The sequence below is a fragment of the Idiomarina aminovorans genome (assembly GCF_023155095.1).
GTDB lineage: Bacteria > Pseudomonadota > Gammaproteobacteria > Enterobacterales > Alteromonadaceae > Idiomarina > Idiomarina aminovorans.
Window position 1 is genome coordinate 265,378 of record NZ_JAKNDA010000003.1, and the last position, 20,018, is coordinate 285,395.

Consider the following 20,018-nt stretch of genomic DNA (forward strand, 5'->3'; position numbering starts at 1 on the left):
AACGCCGGCAAAGCAGTTAAAACTGATAACCGACAGACAGAGATACCGTGCGTGGGTCGCCGTAGTAGCCTGTGACGATATTTTCGACGAGATCCGATCCGAAGTTGTAGCCTGATAAACGGTACTCTTTGTCAAACACGTTCTTGGCATGCAAACCGACCGTCCACTGACCTGAGTTCGAGTACCACACTAGACTCGTATTGGTCAGGCTGTAGCCGTCTTCGTCCAGTGGCGACGGTAATTCAAAAATTTGTGTATCATCACGATAGGAGATGCTTGTTGACCAAACCATTGAACCGCTTTCAAGTGCAAATTCCTTTGTAAAACCCAGGTTTGCAGTCACTTCTGGTGTGTTTTGGAAAGACCACAAATCAGACACATCTTCAACTTGTTGAGTGTCACTGTTAAAAAATTCAACCGAGTTAAACTCGGCATCAATATAACCAAGAGAGCCGGTAAAATTTAAAGTCGGCGTTGCGGCAAAGGTTGATTCGAGTTCAAGGCCTTGTACGGTTGAATCGGCGGCGTTCAGAACCTGAGAATCAATGCCACCGCCTTCAATCGCTCGTTGCACAGTCACCTGCATATCCTGGTAATCAGAGAAGAAGGTCGCAGCATTTAAACGCAAACGTCCGTCAAGCAGCTCACTCTTCACACCGAACTCAAAGGTATCAACCGTTTCAGGGTCATAAGGTTTTGAGGCGTCAGGGTTTAGCGATACATCGGCTCGCATATCAACACCACCTGATTTAAAACCGTTACTGTAGCTTGCATACAGCATAACCGCAGGGTCGACTTGATAACTCACACTCGCTTGTGGGCTAAACTCACTCCAGTCAGCCTGAGTTGTAAAGTCTGAATTAACCACAATGGGATCCGCAGAGTAATCGCCTCTATCAAGGAACTTTACACCAGCGTAGGTATACCGGAAAACATCGGCATCCTTCTCATCTCGAGTATAACGGCCGCCTAAAGTGACAGACCACTGGTCATCTAAACGATAGGTCGCCTGCCCGAATAAAGCTTCACTTGAGGTATCAACGCAGCCACCGGTATCGATAGACAGGTTGAGCAAACCTAACACCGTTCCGAACTCACCACAGGCTTCACCTTCATAAAAGTACAGGCCACCAACAAAATCTAAGCGATCGTCACGATACATAAACTGAAACTCTTGCGTCGTTTGGTCATCTTCATAGACTGCCGGCACCAGCAATACAGGGTTTACTGTAGAATCGAAGTCGATATTCGTGTTGGTGAAACCTTCTCGGTAGGCGGTAATTGACTTAAACATCCAGTCATTATTGATTGCCCAGTCGACAGTCAATGAATAACCTTCGGTTTCAACTTCGTTCCAGGTGGGCATTGCGCTATATGAATCGTACACATCGGTTAAACGAGGCTTATCGCTCAACAGCGACTCTTGCTCCCGATGACCTCCACGGGCGTTTGAGTCATCTTGTGTCCAGTCGGCTGCAAATTTAACGTTGATGTCTTTATTAACAAGCCATTTAGCATTAAAACGACCGGTCATTAATTCTTTGTTGTAGTTTTCAGCGCCAGTGTTAACAAACTCGCCGAAACCGTCGCGATTTAGCGTGGCGAACGCACCACCAACATAAAAGTTATCGGCTAAAGCGGTCTGACCGGATACTTTTAGATCTCGCTGGTTGAATGTTCCAACAGTGCCTTTAATTTCAAATTCGTTATAACCCGTCAATTCACGAGTCACATACTTCATCGCACCGCCGATGGTGTTTTTACCGTACAAGGTTCCCTGCGGGCCACGAAGAACTTCCACACGCTGAACATCCAGGACTTCTAAAACCGCCCCCTGAGGTCTGGCAACATAAACATCATCGATATAAATACCGACGCCGGGCTCAAACCCCCATAACGGATCTTGCTGACCAATGCCCCGAATATAGGCGGTTAATGTTGAGTTAGTACCGCGACTGACCTGAAACGTGGTATTCGGCATTTTGTACTGCAGCTCAGTGATATCCTCGATGCCATCTCGCTGCAGTTCACCTTCGCCAAAAGCCGATACCGAAACAGGCACTTCCTGCAAGCTTTCATTGGTGCGTCGGGCGGTCACTTCAATTCGCTCAAGTTTGCCGTCCTCAGCTTTTGCGTCTTCATTTTGCTGCGCCAAAACGGCAGGGCTGCCGAGCAAAGTGGCTACCGCTGCTGCAATCAGTGATTTCTGAAAGTTGGGTTGTTTCATGGTTGTTCCCCTGACAGGTTATTTCGTTTGTATTTGTTATTTCCGTTTACAGCAATTTAACGGTTCAGAGTCATGGTTGCTTACTAACCTAGCGCAAATTGTTAAGATTGTGATCTGTACCATAGTACTATAGGGGCAGATTCCTTTATCACGCACAATACATCCATGCAGCGATTCAGAGCATGGTCCGTTTTCTTTTCGTTGCGAGGTAACTCATGTTAAGTATGATTGGTCTGGTTGGCGGCCTTGTGTTGTTAATCGTACTCACTTTAAGAGGGATGAACCTGTTTATCAGTGCCCCTCTTTGCGCCGTTGTTGTAGCTTTATGCAGCGGCGTACCATTACTCACGGGTGACGTGAACTTTGTCAGTGCCTACATGGATGGCTTTGCCAGCTTTGTTGCCGCCTGGTTTTTTATGTTCTTGCTGGGTTCAATGTTTGGTAAGTTCATGGAAGACACCGGCGCGGCAGACAGTGTCGCGCGTTGGATCATCAATAAGCTAGGCCGTAAACAAGCGGTTCTGGCAGTGGTCCTTGCCTGTGCTATTTTGACCTATGGCGGTGTCAGCGTCTTCGTGGTGGCATTCTCGGTTTACCCAATGGCTCTAAGCCTGTTCAAAGACGCTAACTTACCCCGCCGCTTTATTCCGGCAGCTTTAGCCTTTGGCTCCGTCACTTTTACCATGACTTCGGCCGGTTCACCGGAAATCCAAAACTGGATACCGGTTAAATATTTAGGTACCTCGCCCTATGCCGCCTGGGAAGTGAGTCTGGTTGTGGCGATTTTAATGGCAACTTTCGGCTACTGGTGGTTAAGAAAGATCATTAACCGCGCCATTGCAAACGGTGAGCAATTTGAGGCACGCGAGGGTGATCCGGTATTGCTGGAACGCAAGCTACCGTCACCAATTAGCGGACTTATTCCATTATTAGTGGTACTAGGACTTTCATTTACCTTTCACGATACCTTGCAACAAAACGCACTCATTGTTGCTCTGCTAGGTGGTGTTATTGCTATAGCAATCATCAACTTTAAGCATTTTCATAAGCCCCAGACCGCTATTCACGAGGCCACAACCGGCGCATTAGTCGCTATTGGTAATACCGCCGCCGTAGTGGGGTTTGGCAGTATTGCCAAAATAACCCCAGCCTTTGAAGCGGCGGTGACCGCCATGACCAGTCTGCCCGGCAATGAGTTAGTTGGTGCGGCCGTTGCTGTCAGCGTCATTGCTGGTTTAACCGGTTCAGCATCAGGCGGGCAGGCCATTGCTTTACCGGAAGTTGGCCCGCACTACCTGGCGGCTGGTGTTAATCCGGACCAACTGCACCGTATTGTTTCGATTTCTTCAGGTGCGCTGGATTCGCTGCCGCATAATGGCTATGTGGTCACCACCATTCGCGCCATTTGTAACGAGAAACACAGCGCCGCCTATTGGGCCGTTGCCGCTGTTACCGTGGTTGTCCCTCTCATGGGGCTGGCCGTAGCTATTAGCTTATTCATGCTGTAACCCGGCAGTAAGGGAATTTGACCATGTTAGGAAATATGATGAAACGGCCGTTGCAAATTATCGATTTATTGAAATTTGCAGCCAACCGTCACCCAAAGCAGGAAATAGTCACTCGCCGACTGGAGGGTGATATTCACCGTTACGGTTATGCCGATTGCTGGCAACGCAGCGGACAATTGGCGCACGCACTGAAAAAGCTGGGTGTTGAGCCGGGCGAGCGAGTTGCCAGCCTGGCCTGGAACACCTATCGCCACATGGAGCTTTACTATGCGGTCAGTGGCAGTGGGGCTGTGATGCATACGGTAAACCCGCGTTTGTTCGGTGAGCAAATTACCTGGATCCTGAATCATGCTGAGAGCGGCTGGGTGTTTGTGGATTTGAGCTTCATCGAGCTGTTAGAGTCGATTGAAGCTGAGTTACCCAAAGTAAAAGGCTATGTGGTGATGACAGACAAAGCCCATATGCCGGAAACCAAGCTCAGTAAGGTGCTGTGCTACGAAGAACTTTTATCGCCAGAAGCCACAGATTTTGACTGGCCGAATGTTGATGAAGACAGCGCGGCTCTGCTTTGCTACACCTCTGGAACCACCGGCAACCCCAAAGGTGTATTGGCCTCGCACCGCGCCATTGTGTTGCACGCACAAGCCACTGTCAGTGCCGATATGCTGGACTTGCGCAGCGACACTGTACTGATGCCAATGGTGACCATGTATCATGTAGCTGCCTGGGGCGCACCTTATGCCGGTCCTTTGTCCGGTTGTAAGTTAGTCTTCACTGGCGACGGCACATCGGGCGAAGCAATGGCTGACTTGATACGCAGCGAGAAAGTCACTGTTGGTTTAGGGGTGCCCACCATTTGGCTCACCCTGCACAACTACTTGAGTGAAAATAAACTGGATATTCCGTCACTACAACGCGTCTGTGTCGGTGGTGCCGCCTCACCAATTGGTTTAGTGAAAACTTACGATACCCAGTACGATGTTTACTGGCAGCCCATATGGGGAATGACCGAAACCGGGCCGCTGGTTCATTCCGCTCCGCCACAAGCGGATATTATTAACCGCCCCAAAGAAGAACAATACAAACTACAAACCACCGCAGGGCGCCCGGTATTCGGCATTGAACACCGCATTGTCGACGCGGAAGACGAGCCACTGCCTAACAACGGCGAAACCCGCGGAGAATTGCAGGTTCGGGGCCACTGGATTGCTTCCCAGTATTTTCGTAATGACGACTTAAGCAGCTTTCCTGACGGCTGGTTAGCCACCGGCGACATTGCCGTTATTGACGCCGAAGGCTTTATGAAAGTGGTCGACCGTAAAAAAGATGTCATTAAAAGCGGCGGTGAATGGATAAGCTCTCTGGACATTGAGAATATTGTCAGTCAGCACCCGGCCGTCAATGAGTCTTGCGTCATTGGCGTGAACCACCCTAAATGGGACGAACGTCCTCTGCTGCTGGTGGTATTGAATAAAGGCCACCGGCTATCTAAAGAAGACATCAAAAACTTTTTAACCGGCAAAATTGCCCGCTGGTGGATGCCGAATGATGTGGTATTTGTTGATGAATTACCTCATACCGGCACTGGCAAGCTGCTGAAAAACAAATTGCGCGAGCAATATCAGAATTACCTACAGGAGAATCAGTCATGACACGATTATGGACAACTTTTATCAGCCTGGTGGTGCTGGTCATCAGCTTACCGCTCAGCGCTGACACTCAACCCGACCAATGGGTCGAAAAGCAAAGCTTCAGTATGGACACTTACACCACCCACGGCGGTGTAACCATTAAAGACGTAACAGTAGGCTGGGAAGCCTATGGCACACTGAATGAAGCAAAAGATAATGTGGTACTAATCACACACTTCTTCTCCGGTAACAGCCACGCCGCCGGTAAATACAGTGCTGATGACCCGCAGGCGGGTTACTGGAATGCCATTATTGGCCCCGGCAAAGCCCTAGATACCGACAAGTATTATGTCATTAGCGTTGACTCTCTGGTCAATGCGTATCCCAACCTTCCTAATGTGATCACCACAGGGCCTGCCAGTATTAACCCGGACACCGGCAAACCCTATGGTCTCGACTTTCCGGTGGTCACCATTCGCGACTTTGTTAACGTTCAAAAGGCGCTACTGGAAGATTTAGGCATTAATAAACTGCATGCCGTTGTCGGCGCATCAATGGGTTCATTACAAGCTATCGAGTGGGCTGCCGCCTACCCCAACTGGGTGGAACGCATGGTTTCTGTCATTGGAGCCGGCTCGTTAGACGCCTGGACCATTATGGGGCTGGAGCAATGGGCACAGGCCATTAAGTTAGACCCTAACTGGAACGGTGGTGACTATTACAATGGCGAAGCGCCGCTGGACGGTGTGACTATGGCTCAGGCCATGATCACTCATGGCGCTATGCACCCGGAATACATTAACCAAGCGGTGCCTAAACAGGAAACCCTGCCCCAAAAAGGTTTGGAATCGGTGACTAACGAACTGCCGGCTGTTGAATGGTTATACGGTGCCAGCCGCGCCCGCGCGCCTTTGGCCGACGCTAACCATATTCTCTACTTAGTAAGAGCCAATCAACTGTTTGTAGCAGGGCATCAGGAAACCCTGGAAGATGGGCTAAAGAATATTTCCGCAAAAACATTATTTTTGCCATCCAGTAACGATTTGCTGCTAATGCCTTACATGGCAGAACAAACTGCGAATAAACTTAAAGAGATGAACAAACGTGTTCAGTATGAGGAAATTGACGGTCCATGGGGGCATTTAAACGGGCTGTTTTCTATTCAACAAAAAACCGGGTTACTCAGCGAGTTCTTAGCAACTGAATAACCTAGCGTCAGACTTAAGAGTCGCCAAACAGGCGGCCCTTAAGCTTGTCTTTTAAGCTGTCTTTCAGTTTCGTTTTTAACAGCTGTTCCAGTTGTTTGCTCGTTTCACCTGATTTGTTATCCCATTGCGTTAAGCTTTCCAGCAACCCTTGCTGGCCATCCAACTGCTTTGAAACTTTAGCCGTAAGCTCAGCCTTTATTTCAGCGAGTTTTTCGTCCGCTTCACCCATCGCGCTCTGCGTCAGTAAATCTGCCAGTTGATTATCCAGGTCTGACTCAAAGCTCAATGACGGCTGCTGAATATCGCCCGCGATATGGGTTGTAATATCCAGTCTCTGTAACTGTTGCAAAGCACCGGCAATGGTAGAGGTCAGTTTACTGCTGCCTTCTGCGGCCAAATCAAGCTCCAGCATCCGCACCATGGCTTTACCATCGAGCTTATTTTCACGCACCAATACAGTTCCGTCACTATCCAGCAACGACGAGACAACCCGTGCGCTGAGCTCGCTACTATCGCTTAGACCTAAGTTTTGTAATTGTGCGCCTTTTAACTGCCATTGCTGTTTTGCATCAATACCCAAATCGGTCAGCGACAGCTCGCCATTCAGGTTAAACGCATTCCACAAGTCACTATTATCGGCCCGGGCCTGATAGGTTGTCGGTTGACCCAGCAAGTTATGCTGATGAGTAATGTTCTGCCAGTCAACATCGATAACCGTGCCGCCTATCATAAATTCAGTGCGGGCTTTTTTAATTAAAAACTCTGGCGGAGCATTGTCATCGGCGAACGAAATTCTCTGGCCTTCTCCGCGAACCGGTTTTACCGTCGCAGCATTATCTGAGCGAGCCAGCATAGGACCCAGCTGCTCATACGCCAAAAGTACATACTTACTCCACTCGCGAGCTTTTTCTCCCATAAGCAAACCGGTTACATTCTGCAAACCACTGCCGTCTGTACTGAAAAATGACTTTATCCGTTCAATGTCGTTACCCGGCGCATTCTTAAGCTCGCTGATTTGCTGTTGCACAACATCCTTCGCTTGCTTGACTTCATCGCGAAAGTTACTGACCGCTTCTTTGTCAGCGCGAATCGATGCTTTTAATTCATCTAAGGCTTTTTTCCTGGCCGCGAGATCCCCAAGGCCGTCTATTTTACCTTTCGTTATCCGCTTTATCTTCTCTTCGTATTCTTTTAAGTTTTCTTTGTTGGGTAAAGCTTCCTGAGCCGATTTCACTTTTTGTTCCTGCTGCTCATAAGCCACTTTTGCGTCAGCAATCACTTTTTCCGTGCGCAGATCAACCTGACTGACAATTTCATCCACAGACGGTAGCGATGTGCTCAAATTATCCCAGGACTGATTGGCCCAGCCTTGCATGTCTTCTTTATCGGGCAGTACATAAACCTCACCCTCACTTTCCCGGGGGTGGTTAACACGTACGCCAGTCATGGTTAGCTGTTCGATTAAGGTTCTGCCTAGCACAATTTCTGCCGGGCTGATGTCAGCCGATGCCTCTTCAGCCTGCACACGATTATTGTTGGGCGCGTTAGGATTTGTAATCTGAATACCGGCTACGGTAAGTGAGAGCGGGACCCAGCTGTGCTCAACGCGCTCAATGTTAACTTCAGCACCGTTCAGTCGTCCCAGCGTGTGCTCTAATGTGACTTTGATAATGGCATCCAGAAACAGCCAGGAAACAGCGACTAAAAACAACACGACCCCGGCAAAAACAGCCAACCCCGGCCAGCGAATGATACTGCGTTTCATACTCACCCCCTCAAGTCCGTATAGATCTGCCAGAAACGGCTGCCACGAAGAACCTGCACAACACGCATTTTCATTATTCTGGCCTGAATCCGTTTCCGGTAATTGGCAATCACCCAATAGCTCACGGCGGCCACTACTGGTGCTGCTATCAAAGCGATGACAAAACTGCCCATGGTAATGGTGTGGTTAAACATGGACAGGCGGCCTAGTGCGGTTGCATAAACGGCTTCATAAATCCCTTGCCAGCTGGACGCTTCTAACACGCTGAGCCCAAGACTATGGAACCAGGGGTCTAACAAATAAGCGAGGCCCGAAAAAATAGCAAAAGACACAATGAACAAACTGAGGTTGACGCGAAAGACCAACGCCGCCAATAAGATAATTAAATTATGAATTCGCCATAACGGGGTTATCCCCATAAACATTCCGAGCACCACAGCTAATGCTAATGCCCAGGCACTGGTTTCAGAATTCAAAGCCTTTAACAACTTTGCCAGAATTGTCAGCATTCACCTGACTCCTTTGATAAAGATAAAGCAGCAAGTCTGCTTGTTATCTGTGGTCTTTCTAATATAGTGTGAGGGGCATTTATTAGGCAAATAATAAGCAAATAACTCACCTGTTTTTTGATGGCTTTTGTGTCACTGGTATCAAAATTGTGATTTCGAAACGGTTGATACCCTGCCCAACTATTGCGATGACGGCAGCGACGGTTCTAAACTGGGTTTTACTTTTTATCCGGAAAGTCTGTAAATACTCCCTCAACACCGGCTTGTTTTAACCACTCCCGTAATTGAGCGTGAGATTCCACGCCCTTGGGTAAATTATCGGCGCGCAACGTATAAACGTGAATTTTTAAGCCTTTTGCTTTTGCCGAATGCAAAGCATCGCCCCATTCCGGTTCGCCGTTTTCTGTGACCCCTGTCAATACATGACCCAGCCATAAACCAACACCTTCGGCATAACTTTTCACCGACTCCAACCCGGCTTTAGTGCGCATAGCACTGTAATCGATATCTGTCTCACCCCATTTGTTATCGCCAACTAACTGGATAAGCGGAAAATCCCAGTTAAACTCGCGCTTTAAACGACGCAAAACTTCAGGGTCGAAAGACTGTAAATAAATTGGAGTGGGTCGCGTATCGTGATAACCATTTTGCGCCAGCACTGACATAACTGCTGAGGTGATATCGTACCCCTGCTGTCGATACCAACGCGCAGCTTTAAGCTCCACATAAATACCGGTCGATAATTCACGAACACGGTTCAGCTCATGAATCAGCGTAATCTGTTCATCCAGGGTTTGTATTGGGAAGCGTACCTCAGGGTGAGAAAAGCGCCTGGGGTAAACCAATTCATAATCTCTATGGCGGGCAACAATTGTTAGCTGCTTTAACTCATCCAGAGAGAAATCAACCACATAATACTTTCCATCGGGTCGATGTTTGTCCGGGAATACTTCCGAAACATTGGTCACCTGATCCAGTTTCGCATCATGCAAAACCACCGGAACACCATCGCGGCTCAGCTGCACATCCTGCTCAATAAAGTCCGCCCCCAGTCCATGAGCCATAACGGTGCTGGCCTGGGTATGTTCAGGTAAATAGCCGGAGGCACCACGATGCGCAATATCCAAAAACGTTGGAACTTTAAGCTCATGAAACGGAGCCTCTGGTGTTACTTCCTGCGCCTGAACCGGTGTTATGGCTACCAGTAATAACAAACACCTAAAGGCAAATTTACTCATTATTCCAGTGAACCTCTAATACCTTGTCGCCAAGCTCACCATAACGTTTCATTAATGCTTCAATAGACTCCGGCTCTGGGTTCAGGTCACGCCCACGCAAATACTCCGGATTGTACAATTTACTCACAGAGCGCTCACCTAAGTCGCAAGAAAACGTCACAATTCTTTGGCCGGGGCCTTTTCGCAAAGCCGCCGCCAAAGCACCGGCTACATTAAGCGCAGAACTGCTGCCCAGAACAATACCGTCTTTATCGCGGACATAACGCGACAAGGTCACTAAATCTTGATCCGGCAGATTAACCGCATGGTCAATACGAGCCTGGCGAAAGTTATCCACTAACCGCATTATGCCGATACCTTCGGTCATTGAACCACCTTTCGACACGTACTCTCCGCTGCGAAGAAACTCATAAATACCCGAGCCATCAGGGTCTACAATCCAGACATCAAGGTCCGGGTTTTGCTCTTTCAAAAAACAAGAATTACCACCAAGAGTCCCCCCCGTGCCTGCGACCGAAACCAACGCATCAACTTTGCCATCGGTTTGCTCCCATATCTCAGGTCCGGTATGAAGATAATGGGCCCGCGCGTTACTGGTGTTTTCAAACTGGTTAGCCCACCAATAGTCATCGCGCTTTTCTGCCAAACGACGTGCCGTGTGGTAGAAGTGGTTTTCATTTTTAAAAGGAACCGGGTCAACCGCCATTAGTTCGCCACCATGCAGGCGTATCATTCGTTCCTTTTCCGGTGTCTGGTCGTTTGGCATGACCGCTAACATACGCAACCCGTATGACTTTGCGACGACCGCAAGTCCTATTCCGGTATTACCAGCAGTACCTTCAACCACTGTCATACCCGGCTTTAACTCACCTCGTTCGATAGCATCATCAATCAGCTGCTTGGCAGCTCTGTCTTTTATTGAGCCGCCCGGGTTCTGGAACTCGCACTTAATAAAAATATCGCATCCGGTTAAATCAGACAGCGAAGGTATCCGGAGTAAGTCCGTCTGCCCGATAAGATCGCTCTGTCGTGCGCCAACTCTCATGTTACTGCACCCTTAATCATTCGCTACTGTCAGTAAATAGTATCCCCTCTGTACTCTTTAGGTTCAATAGCACTTTTGGTGCATTGCACAGAGGGGGCGCACAATCTTTGTGCAGGAAATCATCAAAAATACAATTTATTATTTAATATCAGATAGTTAAATTTTGGCACGTTTCATGAAATAGAGGGTTGCTTAACACCATTTTAATAAAGGAAAGCACTATGAAAATGCTCATTGCGTTAATCAAACCCTTTAAATTAGAGGATGTAAAACAGGCACTGTTTGAAATTGGCTGCAAAGGCCTGACGGTTACTGAAGTACGTGGTGTCGGCAGACAAAAAGGCCATACCGAACTTTACCGGGGCGCCGAATATCAAGTCGATTTCCTGCCGAAAATGAAAATTGAACTGGCCGTTTCCGACGAAACCGTTGAACGCGCGTTTGAGGTAATAACTGCCGCCGCTCATACCGGCAATATCGGCGATGGCAAAATATTCGTTATGCCGCTGGAACAGTGTGTTCGCATACGTACCGGTGAAACCGATCAAGACGCCCTTTAAGGAGCACATCATGGAATCACAAGACTTACAACAACTGACTTTTGCGGTAGATACTTTCTATTTACTGATATCCGGGGCGCTGGTTATGTGGATGGCGGCCGGGTTTTCAATGCTCGAAGCGGGTTTGGTCAGAAGCAAAAATACCACCGAAATCCTGACCAAAAACATCGCGCTTTATGCCATTGCCTGCATTAGCTATTTGATCATCGGTTACCAAGTTATGTACCCGAATCCATCCGTTTCGGCATATTCGGCGGACGCCAACTTCTTTTTCCAGATGGTGTTTGTTGCTACCGCTATGTCGATCGTTTCAGGCGCAGTTGCAGAGCGTATGAAACTAATGAGCTTTTTAGTATTTTGCGTGGTGCTTAGCGCTGTCATTTACCCGGTACAAGGTTTATGGACCTGGGGCGGAGGCATGATTTCCGAATGGGGTTTTGTCGATTTTGCCGGTTCCAGTATTGTGCATTTAACCGGAGCCTCGGCCGCATTCGCAGCCGTTCTGTTGCTTGGCCCACGCTCAGGTAAGTATCTGCGTGACGGCAGTATCAATGCCCTGCCGGGATCCAATATGCCACTGGCTGCGCTGGGTACGTTTATTCTTTGGTTTGGCTGGTTCGGTTTTAACGGAGGCTCTCAGTTAGCGCTAAGTTCAGTTGACGATGCCAATGCCATTTCACGCGCGTTTGTTAATACTAACACCTCTGCCGCAGCAGGCACTATCGCTGCTTTGTTATTCACCAAACTACTCTGGAAAAAAGCCGATTTAACCATGATTTTAAACGGCGCATTAGCTGGCTTAGTAGCCATAACCGCACAGCCCGTTACTCCAGCCCCCTGGCTTGCTGGTGTTATCGGTTTTATTGCCGGGCTCATTGTTATTCTCTCAATTATTGGTCTGGATAAACTTCATATTGATGATCCGGTCGGCGCTATTTCAGTGCACGGTGTGGTTGGTGTTTTCGGTACTCTTGTGGTTCCTGTCAGTGATAAAAGTGCCAGTTTTCTCATACAGTTAGCCGGCGTCGGTACCATTTTCTGCTGGGTGTTTGTCAGCAGCCTTATTGTCTGGGCTTTACTGAAGCTCGTATCGGGCATTCGTGTCACCAAAGAGCAAGAATATATTGGCTTAGATCAAGTCGATTGCGGCGTTGAAGCTTATCCTGAGTTTACATCTAAAAAGGATGGTTAAGCGGCTATTTATTGTTAGGTTCGCCTATTCTTGATAGTATTCCTCACCATTATTTTCAGGAATGGGCGTAAAAAGTATGGCGACATCACGAGAGTATGTTGAAGAGCTTTTAGCTAAAGCAGATATTCGGATTAATGGCGACAGAGCCTGGGATATGCAGATTCACGATGAATCTGTCTTTGACCAAACTTTATCCCGGGGCAATCTGGGGCTCGGTGAATCCTATATGGCACGCCTCTGGGATGCTGAATCACTCGATCAGTTTTTCTTTAAACTACTGCGCTCCGGTATTCAGGATGAAGTTAACCCAGCCAGCTTAATATTCCATTCTTTAAAAAGCCGCATTTTTAATCTGCAAACCAAATCAAAAGCCTGGGAAGTTGGCCAACACCATTATGACCTGAGCAATGCGCTTTATGAAGCGATGCTTGATGAACGCATGGTTTACACGTGTGCTTATTGGGAAAAAGCCAACGATATTGATGAAGCTCAGCGAGATAAACTTGAACTTTGCTGTAAAAAATTAGGCTTAGAGCCTGGCATGCGAGTTCTTGATATTGGCTGTGGCTGGGGCAGCTTCATGCAATACGCAGCCGAAAACTATGGCGTTGAATGTGTTGGTTTGACCATATCAAAAGAACAAGTTGAGCTTGGCAACGAGCGTTGTAAACACCTGCCGGTAGAGTTCCGTTTACAAGACTACCGCGATGTCGACGAAAAGTTTGATCGTGTTATTAGCATCGGTATGTTTGAGCACGTTGGGCAAAAAAACTATGACGAATATATGGATGTCGCCCTGCGTTGTACCAAAGAGGATGGTCTGTTTTTGCTGCACACCATTGGCAAAAATGTCAGTGATACTGCGGCTGACCCGTGGATAAGCAAGTATATCTTCCCCAATGGAATGGTGCCTTCTGTTGCACAAATTGGCGATTCAATAGAGAAGAAGTTTATCTGCGAAGACTTCCACAACTTTGGACAGGACTACGATAAAACCTTAATGGCCTGGTTCGAGAACTTTGATAAAGCCTGGCCAGAACTGAAATCTGAGTTTGATGACGAATTTTATCGTATGTGGAAATACTATTTGTTGTCCTGTGCCGGTGCGTTCCGTGCCCGCGACATTCAGTTATGGCAATGGGTGTTGTCACCTAAAGGTCAGGTTGGCGGGTATCAACGGCCTCAGCTTTAAGAGGCCGTACTCAAACTCTAGGGCGTGTTGATCTTTGCTGATTAGATTTTGTTCGTTCTGGCGACGTTTTGATCGCGAAACGAGGAACGAAGTTTAGTTATTCTAAATAAGCGACGAGTGACAAAGAGCAAAGCGTCGCCAGACGAACCCTTCGGGCAGCACTTGGCTGATATTTCTACGGCGTTATCGCTTGTTCATGTAGAATAACTACACATCACAAGCTCTGCCTTGTATAAATATCAGCCAATCTGCTGCAAAAGCAATCAGAAAAGATCAACACGCCCTAGAATTCCGTCATAAAAATATTCCAGAATACCAAAAACAGGGCTGCAACCAGCGGCCCTAAAACAAACCCGGTTATGCCAAATAACGACAAACCACCCAGGGTCGAAAACAGCACCAGGTAATCGGGTAGTTTCGTATCACGCCCCACCAGAATCGGACGCAATACGTTGTCCGCCAAACCAATAACTACGGCACCATAAGCTACTAGTATGGTCGCGGATATCCAGTTTCCTGTTGCGTATAAATAAATGGACACCGGCAACCAGACTAAGCTAGCCCCAACGGCTGGAATTAATGACAAGAACGCCATTACAACGCCCCATAGCAAGGCTCCCGGAATACTGAGCAAGGCGAAAATAATACCGCCTAACGCGCCCTGGACTATGGCAACGACCAAATTTCCTTTCACCGTTGCTCGCGTTACTTCAGCAAACTTGGTAAAGAGTTTATGCTCTCGCTCATCGCCTAAAGGTAATGCTTTAACCATCAAATTAATTAACCGATGACCATCTCGCAGCAGGAAAAAGGTAAGATAAACCATCAAGGCCAGACTTATAAGAAAAGAGAACGTATTCTGACCGATGCTTAACGCTTCCTCGGCTAAAAATTTACTGCCACTGACCGCTGTCGAGGATATTTTATCTCGCACATCGCTCGCTTTAATGTCAAACTGAGCCAATAAATCATTAATAACCGGAAAAGCTGTTTGAATCTCATCAAAGAGTTTACCGGGCTTAATTTTTCCTTCATCCAGCCGTTGGTAAAAGCTCACTCCCTCTTGCACAAAGGAATACGAAATACCCAGCACCGGTATCACTACAATAACAAGAGCAATCAATAAGGTCACAAGTGCCGCACGATTCGGTTTGTCACCGAATTTTTCCTTAAATCGTTGCTGTAGCGGAGAAAAAATAACAGCCACCACACAAGCCCAAAAAATGGCTCCCCAAAAGGGTATTAGCACCCAGGCAAAAGCAATACTGACCAGAGCCAAGGTGAGTAAAAACGACCGTCTTTCTAATGATTCGCGCATACTTGCTTCCTTGGCATCAATAATTCTTTACACAAAAACTTGACAGACTTCATATTAGCTAACAATCTCAAAAGAGTTAAATACATAATTTATCACAACTGATAAGAATAAATGCCTAAACCCAATGATTCTTACAGCTTTAACAGCTGGTGCAGAGAAAATTTAATTAGCGTTACAAAGATGGACGCCGAAAAACAGGTGTTTATCGGTTTTGTTTTGGCTATTTTCATTGCAGCTTTTATCCGGGTCATTGAAATGACTGGAGGACTCCCAAACCTCTATGAGCATTTACTGTACTTTCCGCTAGTATTAACCGGACTGCTACTTGGCCCTCGTATTGGTGCGCTGGCAGGACTCATGTGTGGCATCTTACTCAGTCCCTTTTCTTTTTCTGACACTGTAATAAGCAGCAACGAAATTGCCGGCGGCTGGGTGCTTCGTCTATTGGCTTACACCTTCGTTGCAACTTTTACCGGAATCATAGCCCGAGTGGTTAAAAATCTAAACGGCGCCGAACAACGTGCTAAATTTAAACACCAGGGCACAGACTTGCCGAATATTCATGCCTTATTAGAACAATTAAAAACGATTGGAAACAGTAAAGACGGCTCTGATGATGATTTGGTCGATATTTTTAATTTCCGTTTACAAAATATGGAAAAAATTCAGCAGCAAGTCGGTACAGAAAAAGCGAATGAACTCGTAAAACAAATGGCAATTCAGTTAAAAAAACTGCTGGGTGACCAAATACAGGTTGGCCAAACCTCAAAGAATGAATTGGTTGGTGTCAGCGCTGATGCAGAACAAAACACCGAGGAATTGCAAAGCAAAATCGAGAATTTTTTAGAAAAACCCATAGTGGTTGATGGCGTTTCTTATCAAATGGACAGTGCGGCAGGTGTGCTGAGGGTTAAAAAGGATCAGCTCAAAGAAAATCATCAAAAAGTTTTCGATGAAGCTCAGGCGCATGCATTTAACGCGCTTCAGAAAAAACAACAGTTTTCGTTTTTAGAACAAAATGACGACGCTATTGACCAAATTGAAGAAATCACTTTCTCCCGCCAGTTTAGCGAGGCCATGGAAAACGATGACATACAGCTTTATTACCAACCGCGCCTCAACACCAATACGGGTTACTTCTCAGTACTGGAAGTCTCTGCAAAATGGGTGCACCCGAAACGGGGTGGCATGAACTTAAATGAGTTCAAACCCATGATAGAAGAAGCTTCTCTAACCCAGCAATTCACATCCTGGATGCTCCAACGCACATTTAACGACCTGAAAATTTGGCAAAAACAAAAAGCCACTGTACGAATTTCTATTAATATCACTATTAATGATACCGTTGATCCTATTGTACTAAACGTAATGGCTCACGAACTTCAGGAAACAAAATGTCCAGCCCGCAACGTTTATATAGAAGTCAGCGAACGTGCATTAATGTCACTTTCAGAAAAATCCAGGCTTTACCTGGAAAAGTTACGCAGCGTTGGCTGTAATGTTATTGCCGCTCATTTTGGCGAAGGGCGCTCGACCATACAGTCACTTTTCGTGCTCCCGGTGGATGCCGTCAAGTTATCTGAAGAGTTGGTTCAAAAAGCAACATCAAACAGCGATAAAAAACGCGAACTGGCGTCTATGGTCAAAATGGCCAGAGCCCGCGGTTTAACAACCATAGCCACAGGCATTAATGATCGCGCTAAATTACTGCTGTTAAAGCAAATAGGATGTGAAGAACTACAAGGATCGATTCTCAGTCAGTCATTGAAGAAAGCAGATATACCCTGGGCCCGGATGAGATAATGAAAGACAAGATAGATTTAGCAACATCAAAAAAGTGGCACATTCCGTTCTTACATCGCCCGGAAGTGATGCTGGTGCTTGGCTATATACTTGCCACCAGTGTATGGGGTTTAGGAACTTATGCTGTTATTTCCTATTTAACGCTGGAACCTAACGTCAAGCAGATTTTCGTTCAATTGAGACTCTGGGGACTTGTTGCTTTCTCCATTATTTTTCCGTTTGTCTTTATCCGTAGTTGGGTCTTACGACTCAACAGATCGCGTCAATTACTGTACAGCTATCTTGAAAACAGTCCGACCGTTCATTATGAACTTTGTGCAAATGAATCTGAAATTCGCATTGATTGGGTCAGCCCAAATTGCGAGCGCATTATAGGTTACACAACAGAAGAAATTAAAGCCCCCGGCTGGTGGCAGCAGAATATTCACCCTAACGATTTACAACTGGCAAAAAAGACAATTTTAAGAGGCATTGAAGAAGCTCATTTTTTTTACGAATACCGTTTCCGTCACAAGCAGGGACATTATGTATGGATACGCGATGAACTGCGCCGCACGAATAAACGTCCGCTCAGTTTTCAGGGGGTTTGGACGAACATCTCTGCAGATTATATTGAGAGCTCTAATGGGAATACCGGCGATATCTCGGAGCACGGTGTCTTGTGCGGCATTGCTTTGCTCGATAAACATCGTAGAATCATTAGTGTCGATACGTCGTTTACCGAAATTTCAGGAATGAATGAATCCATAAGCCTTAATTCAAAGCTGGAAGAATTGCTGACAACAACCGACATCGACGATCTTGAGAGTCATTTCCCCTGCAACCAAAACATTTTAATTGTTGGCCGCAACGCTGACAATAGACGTTATTCGGCTAATTTGACAATTAAGGAAGCCATTCAAGGTTTTTCCGAGCGGGCTGTTTATATCGCTACATTAAGCGATGTAACCCGAATGAAACAACAACAGCGGCAGTTACAAAGGTTAGCGTTTTTTGACGATTTAACCAGATTACCAAACGGTAACTCGCTAACTTTAGATTTGTCCAAATTGCTGGATGAACTGCCCAGTGATCGACTCGCTGCGGTATTAGTTATGAATATCAATCGTTTCCACCAGGTCAACGATAAGTACGGTCATCACATTGGTGATAAAATCTTACAGCGTCTGACCCAGAGACTCAAAGAAGTCACGCCTTTTGGCACTAAGCTATACAACCTGGGTGGCGATGAGTTTGCCATTGTTCTGAATCATGTTGTCGAATATATCGATATTCAGAATATTATTCTGCAAATTCAGAAGGCGTACGAGCGTCCCTTCGTTCTCGCCAGTAATGATCAACAGATTGAATTGACCGCGAGTATTGGCGCCAGCGTCTATCCGTTAGACGGCTACGATGCTGGTAAACTATTAGCTGAGGCCAACCTGGCAATGAACTCGGCCAAAGACCAGAACAACGAAAATCAGACCTATTTTAAACAGGAACTTGAGCGTCGCTCTTACCATGAAATTCAGCTGGAAGAAGACGTACACAGCGTTCTCCAGAATCACCAAATGCAACTGGTCTATCAGCCCGTACTGAATATGGATAAACAGGTTGTAGGGGTTGAGGCATTGCTGCGCTGGGAGCACCCCGAGCTCGGCACCTTGTACCCGGAGCAATTTTTATCCCAGTTTGACGCAAATGGCATGCTCGATACTCTGGGCATATGGGTCATAGAAAACGTGGTTGCCCAAATTGGTAGCTGGCAACAGCAAGGTATCACTCCGGGCAGGGTCGCCGTTAATTTGGCCACTGAGCAAATATCAAAACGCCTCTACCAGGCCATGAGTCGGTTAAATATAGAAAACCCTCAGCTGTTGGCTAACATTGAATTCGATTTAAGTGAAAGTAGCCTGAGTGAACCACTGCCGGACACACTGGATATTATTGAACAACTGCAACAGTTAGGTATTACTCTGGTCATCGATCGGTTTGGTAAGGGCATCGGCAGTATGCTGCACCTGAAAACCATGGCGGTTAGCAAAATTAAAATTGAACGTGAATTTATCCGGGATCTGGATACCAACGAGCGCTCCCGAAACCTGGTCAAGGCGATTAGTCGCATGACCTCAGAGTTAGATTTGGAAGTGCAGGCGGTTGGCGTAGAAAATCAGGCTCAATTCGATAAACTCAAAGAGTTCGGTTGCCATTACTGGCAAGGGCAGCTTTACAAGCTACCACAAGCCGCTGATGAGGTGTTTATCAATGACTAAGTGATTCGTCGCCTACTAACGCCTCATAAATCTGAGTAATATGGGGGTCATTCACGCCCATTTGCTGCAACGCTAGCTGAAGTTTCACCAAATATTCAGCGTTGGCTCCGCTGGGCCCCGAAGCCCTGGCAATGTGAGCCGCTATTTCAGGCTCCGGGGCATCTCCCAGAAAAGCTTCGTTATCTTCCGTTGCTATATAAACCAACCCTTCCTGCTGCGAACCGTCACTAAAGGTCATTGCCGTTGTAAAACGCAGGTAGCCATTTTTTTCCCGGTGATCTAAATGTTCAAACACCTTTGGTGAGACTTTATACGCCATCCCCGTACAGACTTCGCCCGGTGTTTCAATTAACGTCAATACCCTGCCGGGCGTCTCTGGCGTACCCCGGTGGTCGTGAGAGCCCTGCCAGAAACGCCGCGACCAGCCTTTTATAGAGGCCGGCGCTCGTTCCAGATAAGGAAAGTCGACTTTGTAAATAAGTGACCCGTAACCAAACAACCAAACCGCGTCCAGCCCACTTAAATCCTGCCGCTCTTTATTTATCGCCATGGTATTCTGTGACATAA

At 46.9% G+C, this 20,018-nt stretch carries 15 protein-coding genes; 8 read left to right on the forward strand and 7 right to left on the reverse strand.

Annotated elements, in window-relative coordinates:
• Positions 1-16 precede the first annotated feature (16 nt).
• Positions 17-2,227, reverse strand: coding sequence for a TonB-dependent receptor (locus tag L8G48_RS07895; protein WP_248264057.1), 2,211 nt, complete (start codon positions 2,225-2,227; stop codon positions 17-19).
• Positions 2,228-2,442: 215 nt separating this feature from the next.
• Here L8G48_RS07895 and L8G48_RS07900 point away from each other — a divergent pair, with 215 nt between their 5' ends.
• From L8G48_RS07900 to L8G48_RS07910, 3 genes are read left to right on the forward strand one after another with little or no spacing between them, the layout of a single operon-like run.
• Complete coding sequence (locus tag L8G48_RS07900) at positions 2,443-3,735, forward strand: GntP family permease (protein WP_248264058.1); 1,293 nt, start codon at positions 2,443-2,445, stop codon at positions 3,733-3,735.
• Between the two features lie 23 nt (positions 3,736-3,758).
• Positions 3,759-5,387: a long-chain fatty acid--CoA ligase gene (locus L8G48_RS07905; RefSeq protein WP_248264059.1), complete on the forward strand. Its 1,629-nt coding sequence runs from the start codon at positions 3,759-3,761 to the stop codon at positions 5,385-5,387.
• Entirely contained in the window at positions 5,384-6,574 is a 1,191-nt protein-coding gene (locus L8G48_RS07910) for an E22 family MetX-like putative esterase (RefSeq protein ID WP_248264060.1), read from the forward strand. The genes L8G48_RS07905 and L8G48_RS07910 overlap by 4 nt, the downstream gene beginning before the upstream one ends.
• 13 nt (positions 6,575-6,587) lie before the next feature.
• On the opposite strand, the gene L8G48_RS07915 is transcribed toward L8G48_RS07910, so the two are convergent.
• The 4 genes from L8G48_RS07915 to L8G48_RS07930 all read right to left on the reverse strand — a co-directional run bounded on the left by L8G48_RS07915 (position 6,588) and on the right by L8G48_RS07930 (position 11,131).
• Complete coding sequence (locus tag L8G48_RS07915; protein WP_248264061.1) at positions 6,588-8,339, reverse strand: TIGR03545 family protein; 1,752 nt, start codon at positions 8,337-8,339, stop codon at positions 6,588-6,590.
• A 2-nt stretch (positions 8,340-8,341) separates the two neighbouring features.
• Positions 8,342-8,848, reverse strand: a complete 507-nt coding sequence (locus L8G48_RS07920) for a DUF2062 domain-containing protein (RefSeq protein WP_248264062.1) — start codon at positions 8,846-8,848, stop codon at positions 8,342-8,344.
• A 218-nt stretch (positions 8,849-9,066) separates the two neighbouring features.
• Complete coding sequence (glpQ, locus tag L8G48_RS07925; protein WP_248264063.1) at positions 9,067-10,086, reverse strand: glycerophosphodiester phosphodiesterase; 1,020 nt, start codon at positions 10,084-10,086, stop codon at positions 9,067-9,069.
• Positions 10,079-11,131 carry a cysteine synthase A gene (locus L8G48_RS07930; protein WP_248264064.1) on the reverse strand — a complete coding sequence of 351 codons (1,053 nt, stop codon included), beginning with the start codon at positions 11,129-11,131 and terminating at the stop codon, positions 10,079-10,081. Before L8G48_RS07930 ends, glpQ begins: the two co-directional genes overlap by 8 nt.
• Before the next feature lie 221 nt (positions 11,132-11,352).
• On the opposite strand from L8G48_RS07930, the gene L8G48_RS07935 reads away from it, so the two are divergent.
• The 3 genes from L8G48_RS07935 to cfa all read left to right on the forward strand — a co-directional run bounded on the left by L8G48_RS07935 (position 11,353) and on the right by cfa (position 14,075).
• Positions 11,353-11,691: a P-II family nitrogen regulator gene (locus L8G48_RS07935; protein ID WP_248264065.1), complete on the forward strand. Its 339-nt coding sequence runs from the start codon at positions 11,353-11,355 to the stop codon at positions 11,689-11,691.
• A gap of 10 nt (positions 11,692-11,701) precedes the next feature.
• Positions 11,702-12,883: an ammonium transporter AmtB gene (gene amtB / locus L8G48_RS07940; protein ID WP_248264066.1), complete on the forward strand. Its 1,182-nt coding sequence runs from the start codon at positions 11,702-11,704 to the stop codon at positions 12,881-12,883.
• A 76-nt stretch (positions 12,884-12,959) separates the two neighbouring features.
• Positions 12,960-14,075 carry a cyclopropane fatty acyl phospholipid synthase gene (gene cfa / locus L8G48_RS07945; protein WP_248264067.1) on the forward strand — a complete coding sequence of 372 codons (1,116 nt, stop codon included), beginning with the start codon at positions 12,960-12,962 and terminating at the stop codon, positions 14,073-14,075.
• A gap of 283 nt (positions 14,076-14,358) precedes the next feature.
• On the opposite strand, the gene L8G48_RS07950 is transcribed toward cfa, so the two are convergent.
• Positions 14,359-15,393 carry an AI-2E family transporter gene (locus L8G48_RS07950; RefSeq protein WP_248264068.1) on the reverse strand — a complete coding sequence of 345 codons (1,035 nt, stop codon included), beginning with the start codon at positions 15,391-15,393 and terminating at the stop codon, positions 14,359-14,361.
• A gap of 180 nt (positions 15,394-15,573) precedes the next feature.
• Between L8G48_RS07950 and L8G48_RS07955 the strand changes: the two genes are divergently transcribed.
• On the forward strand, positions 15,574-17,196 hold the full coding sequence (locus tag L8G48_RS07955; RefSeq protein WP_248264069.1) for an EAL domain-containing protein: 1,623 nt from the start codon (positions 15,574-15,576) through the stop codon (positions 17,194-17,196).
• Positions 17,196-19,451, forward strand: a complete 2,256-nt coding sequence (locus L8G48_RS07960) for a GGDEF domain-containing phosphodiesterase (protein ID WP_248264070.1) — start codon at positions 17,196-17,198, stop codon at positions 19,449-19,451. Before L8G48_RS07955 ends, L8G48_RS07960 begins: the two co-directional genes overlap by 1 nt.
• Here L8G48_RS07960 and L8G48_RS07965 read toward each other — a convergent pair.
• Positions 19,441-20,016: a gamma-glutamylcyclotransferase gene (locus L8G48_RS07965; RefSeq protein WP_248264071.1), complete on the reverse strand. Its 576-nt coding sequence runs from the start codon at positions 20,014-20,016 to the stop codon at positions 19,441-19,443. The two genes, L8G48_RS07960 and L8G48_RS07965, sit on opposite strands and share 11 nt — an antisense overlap.
• Between the last annotated feature and the right edge of the window lie 2 nt (positions 20,017-20,018).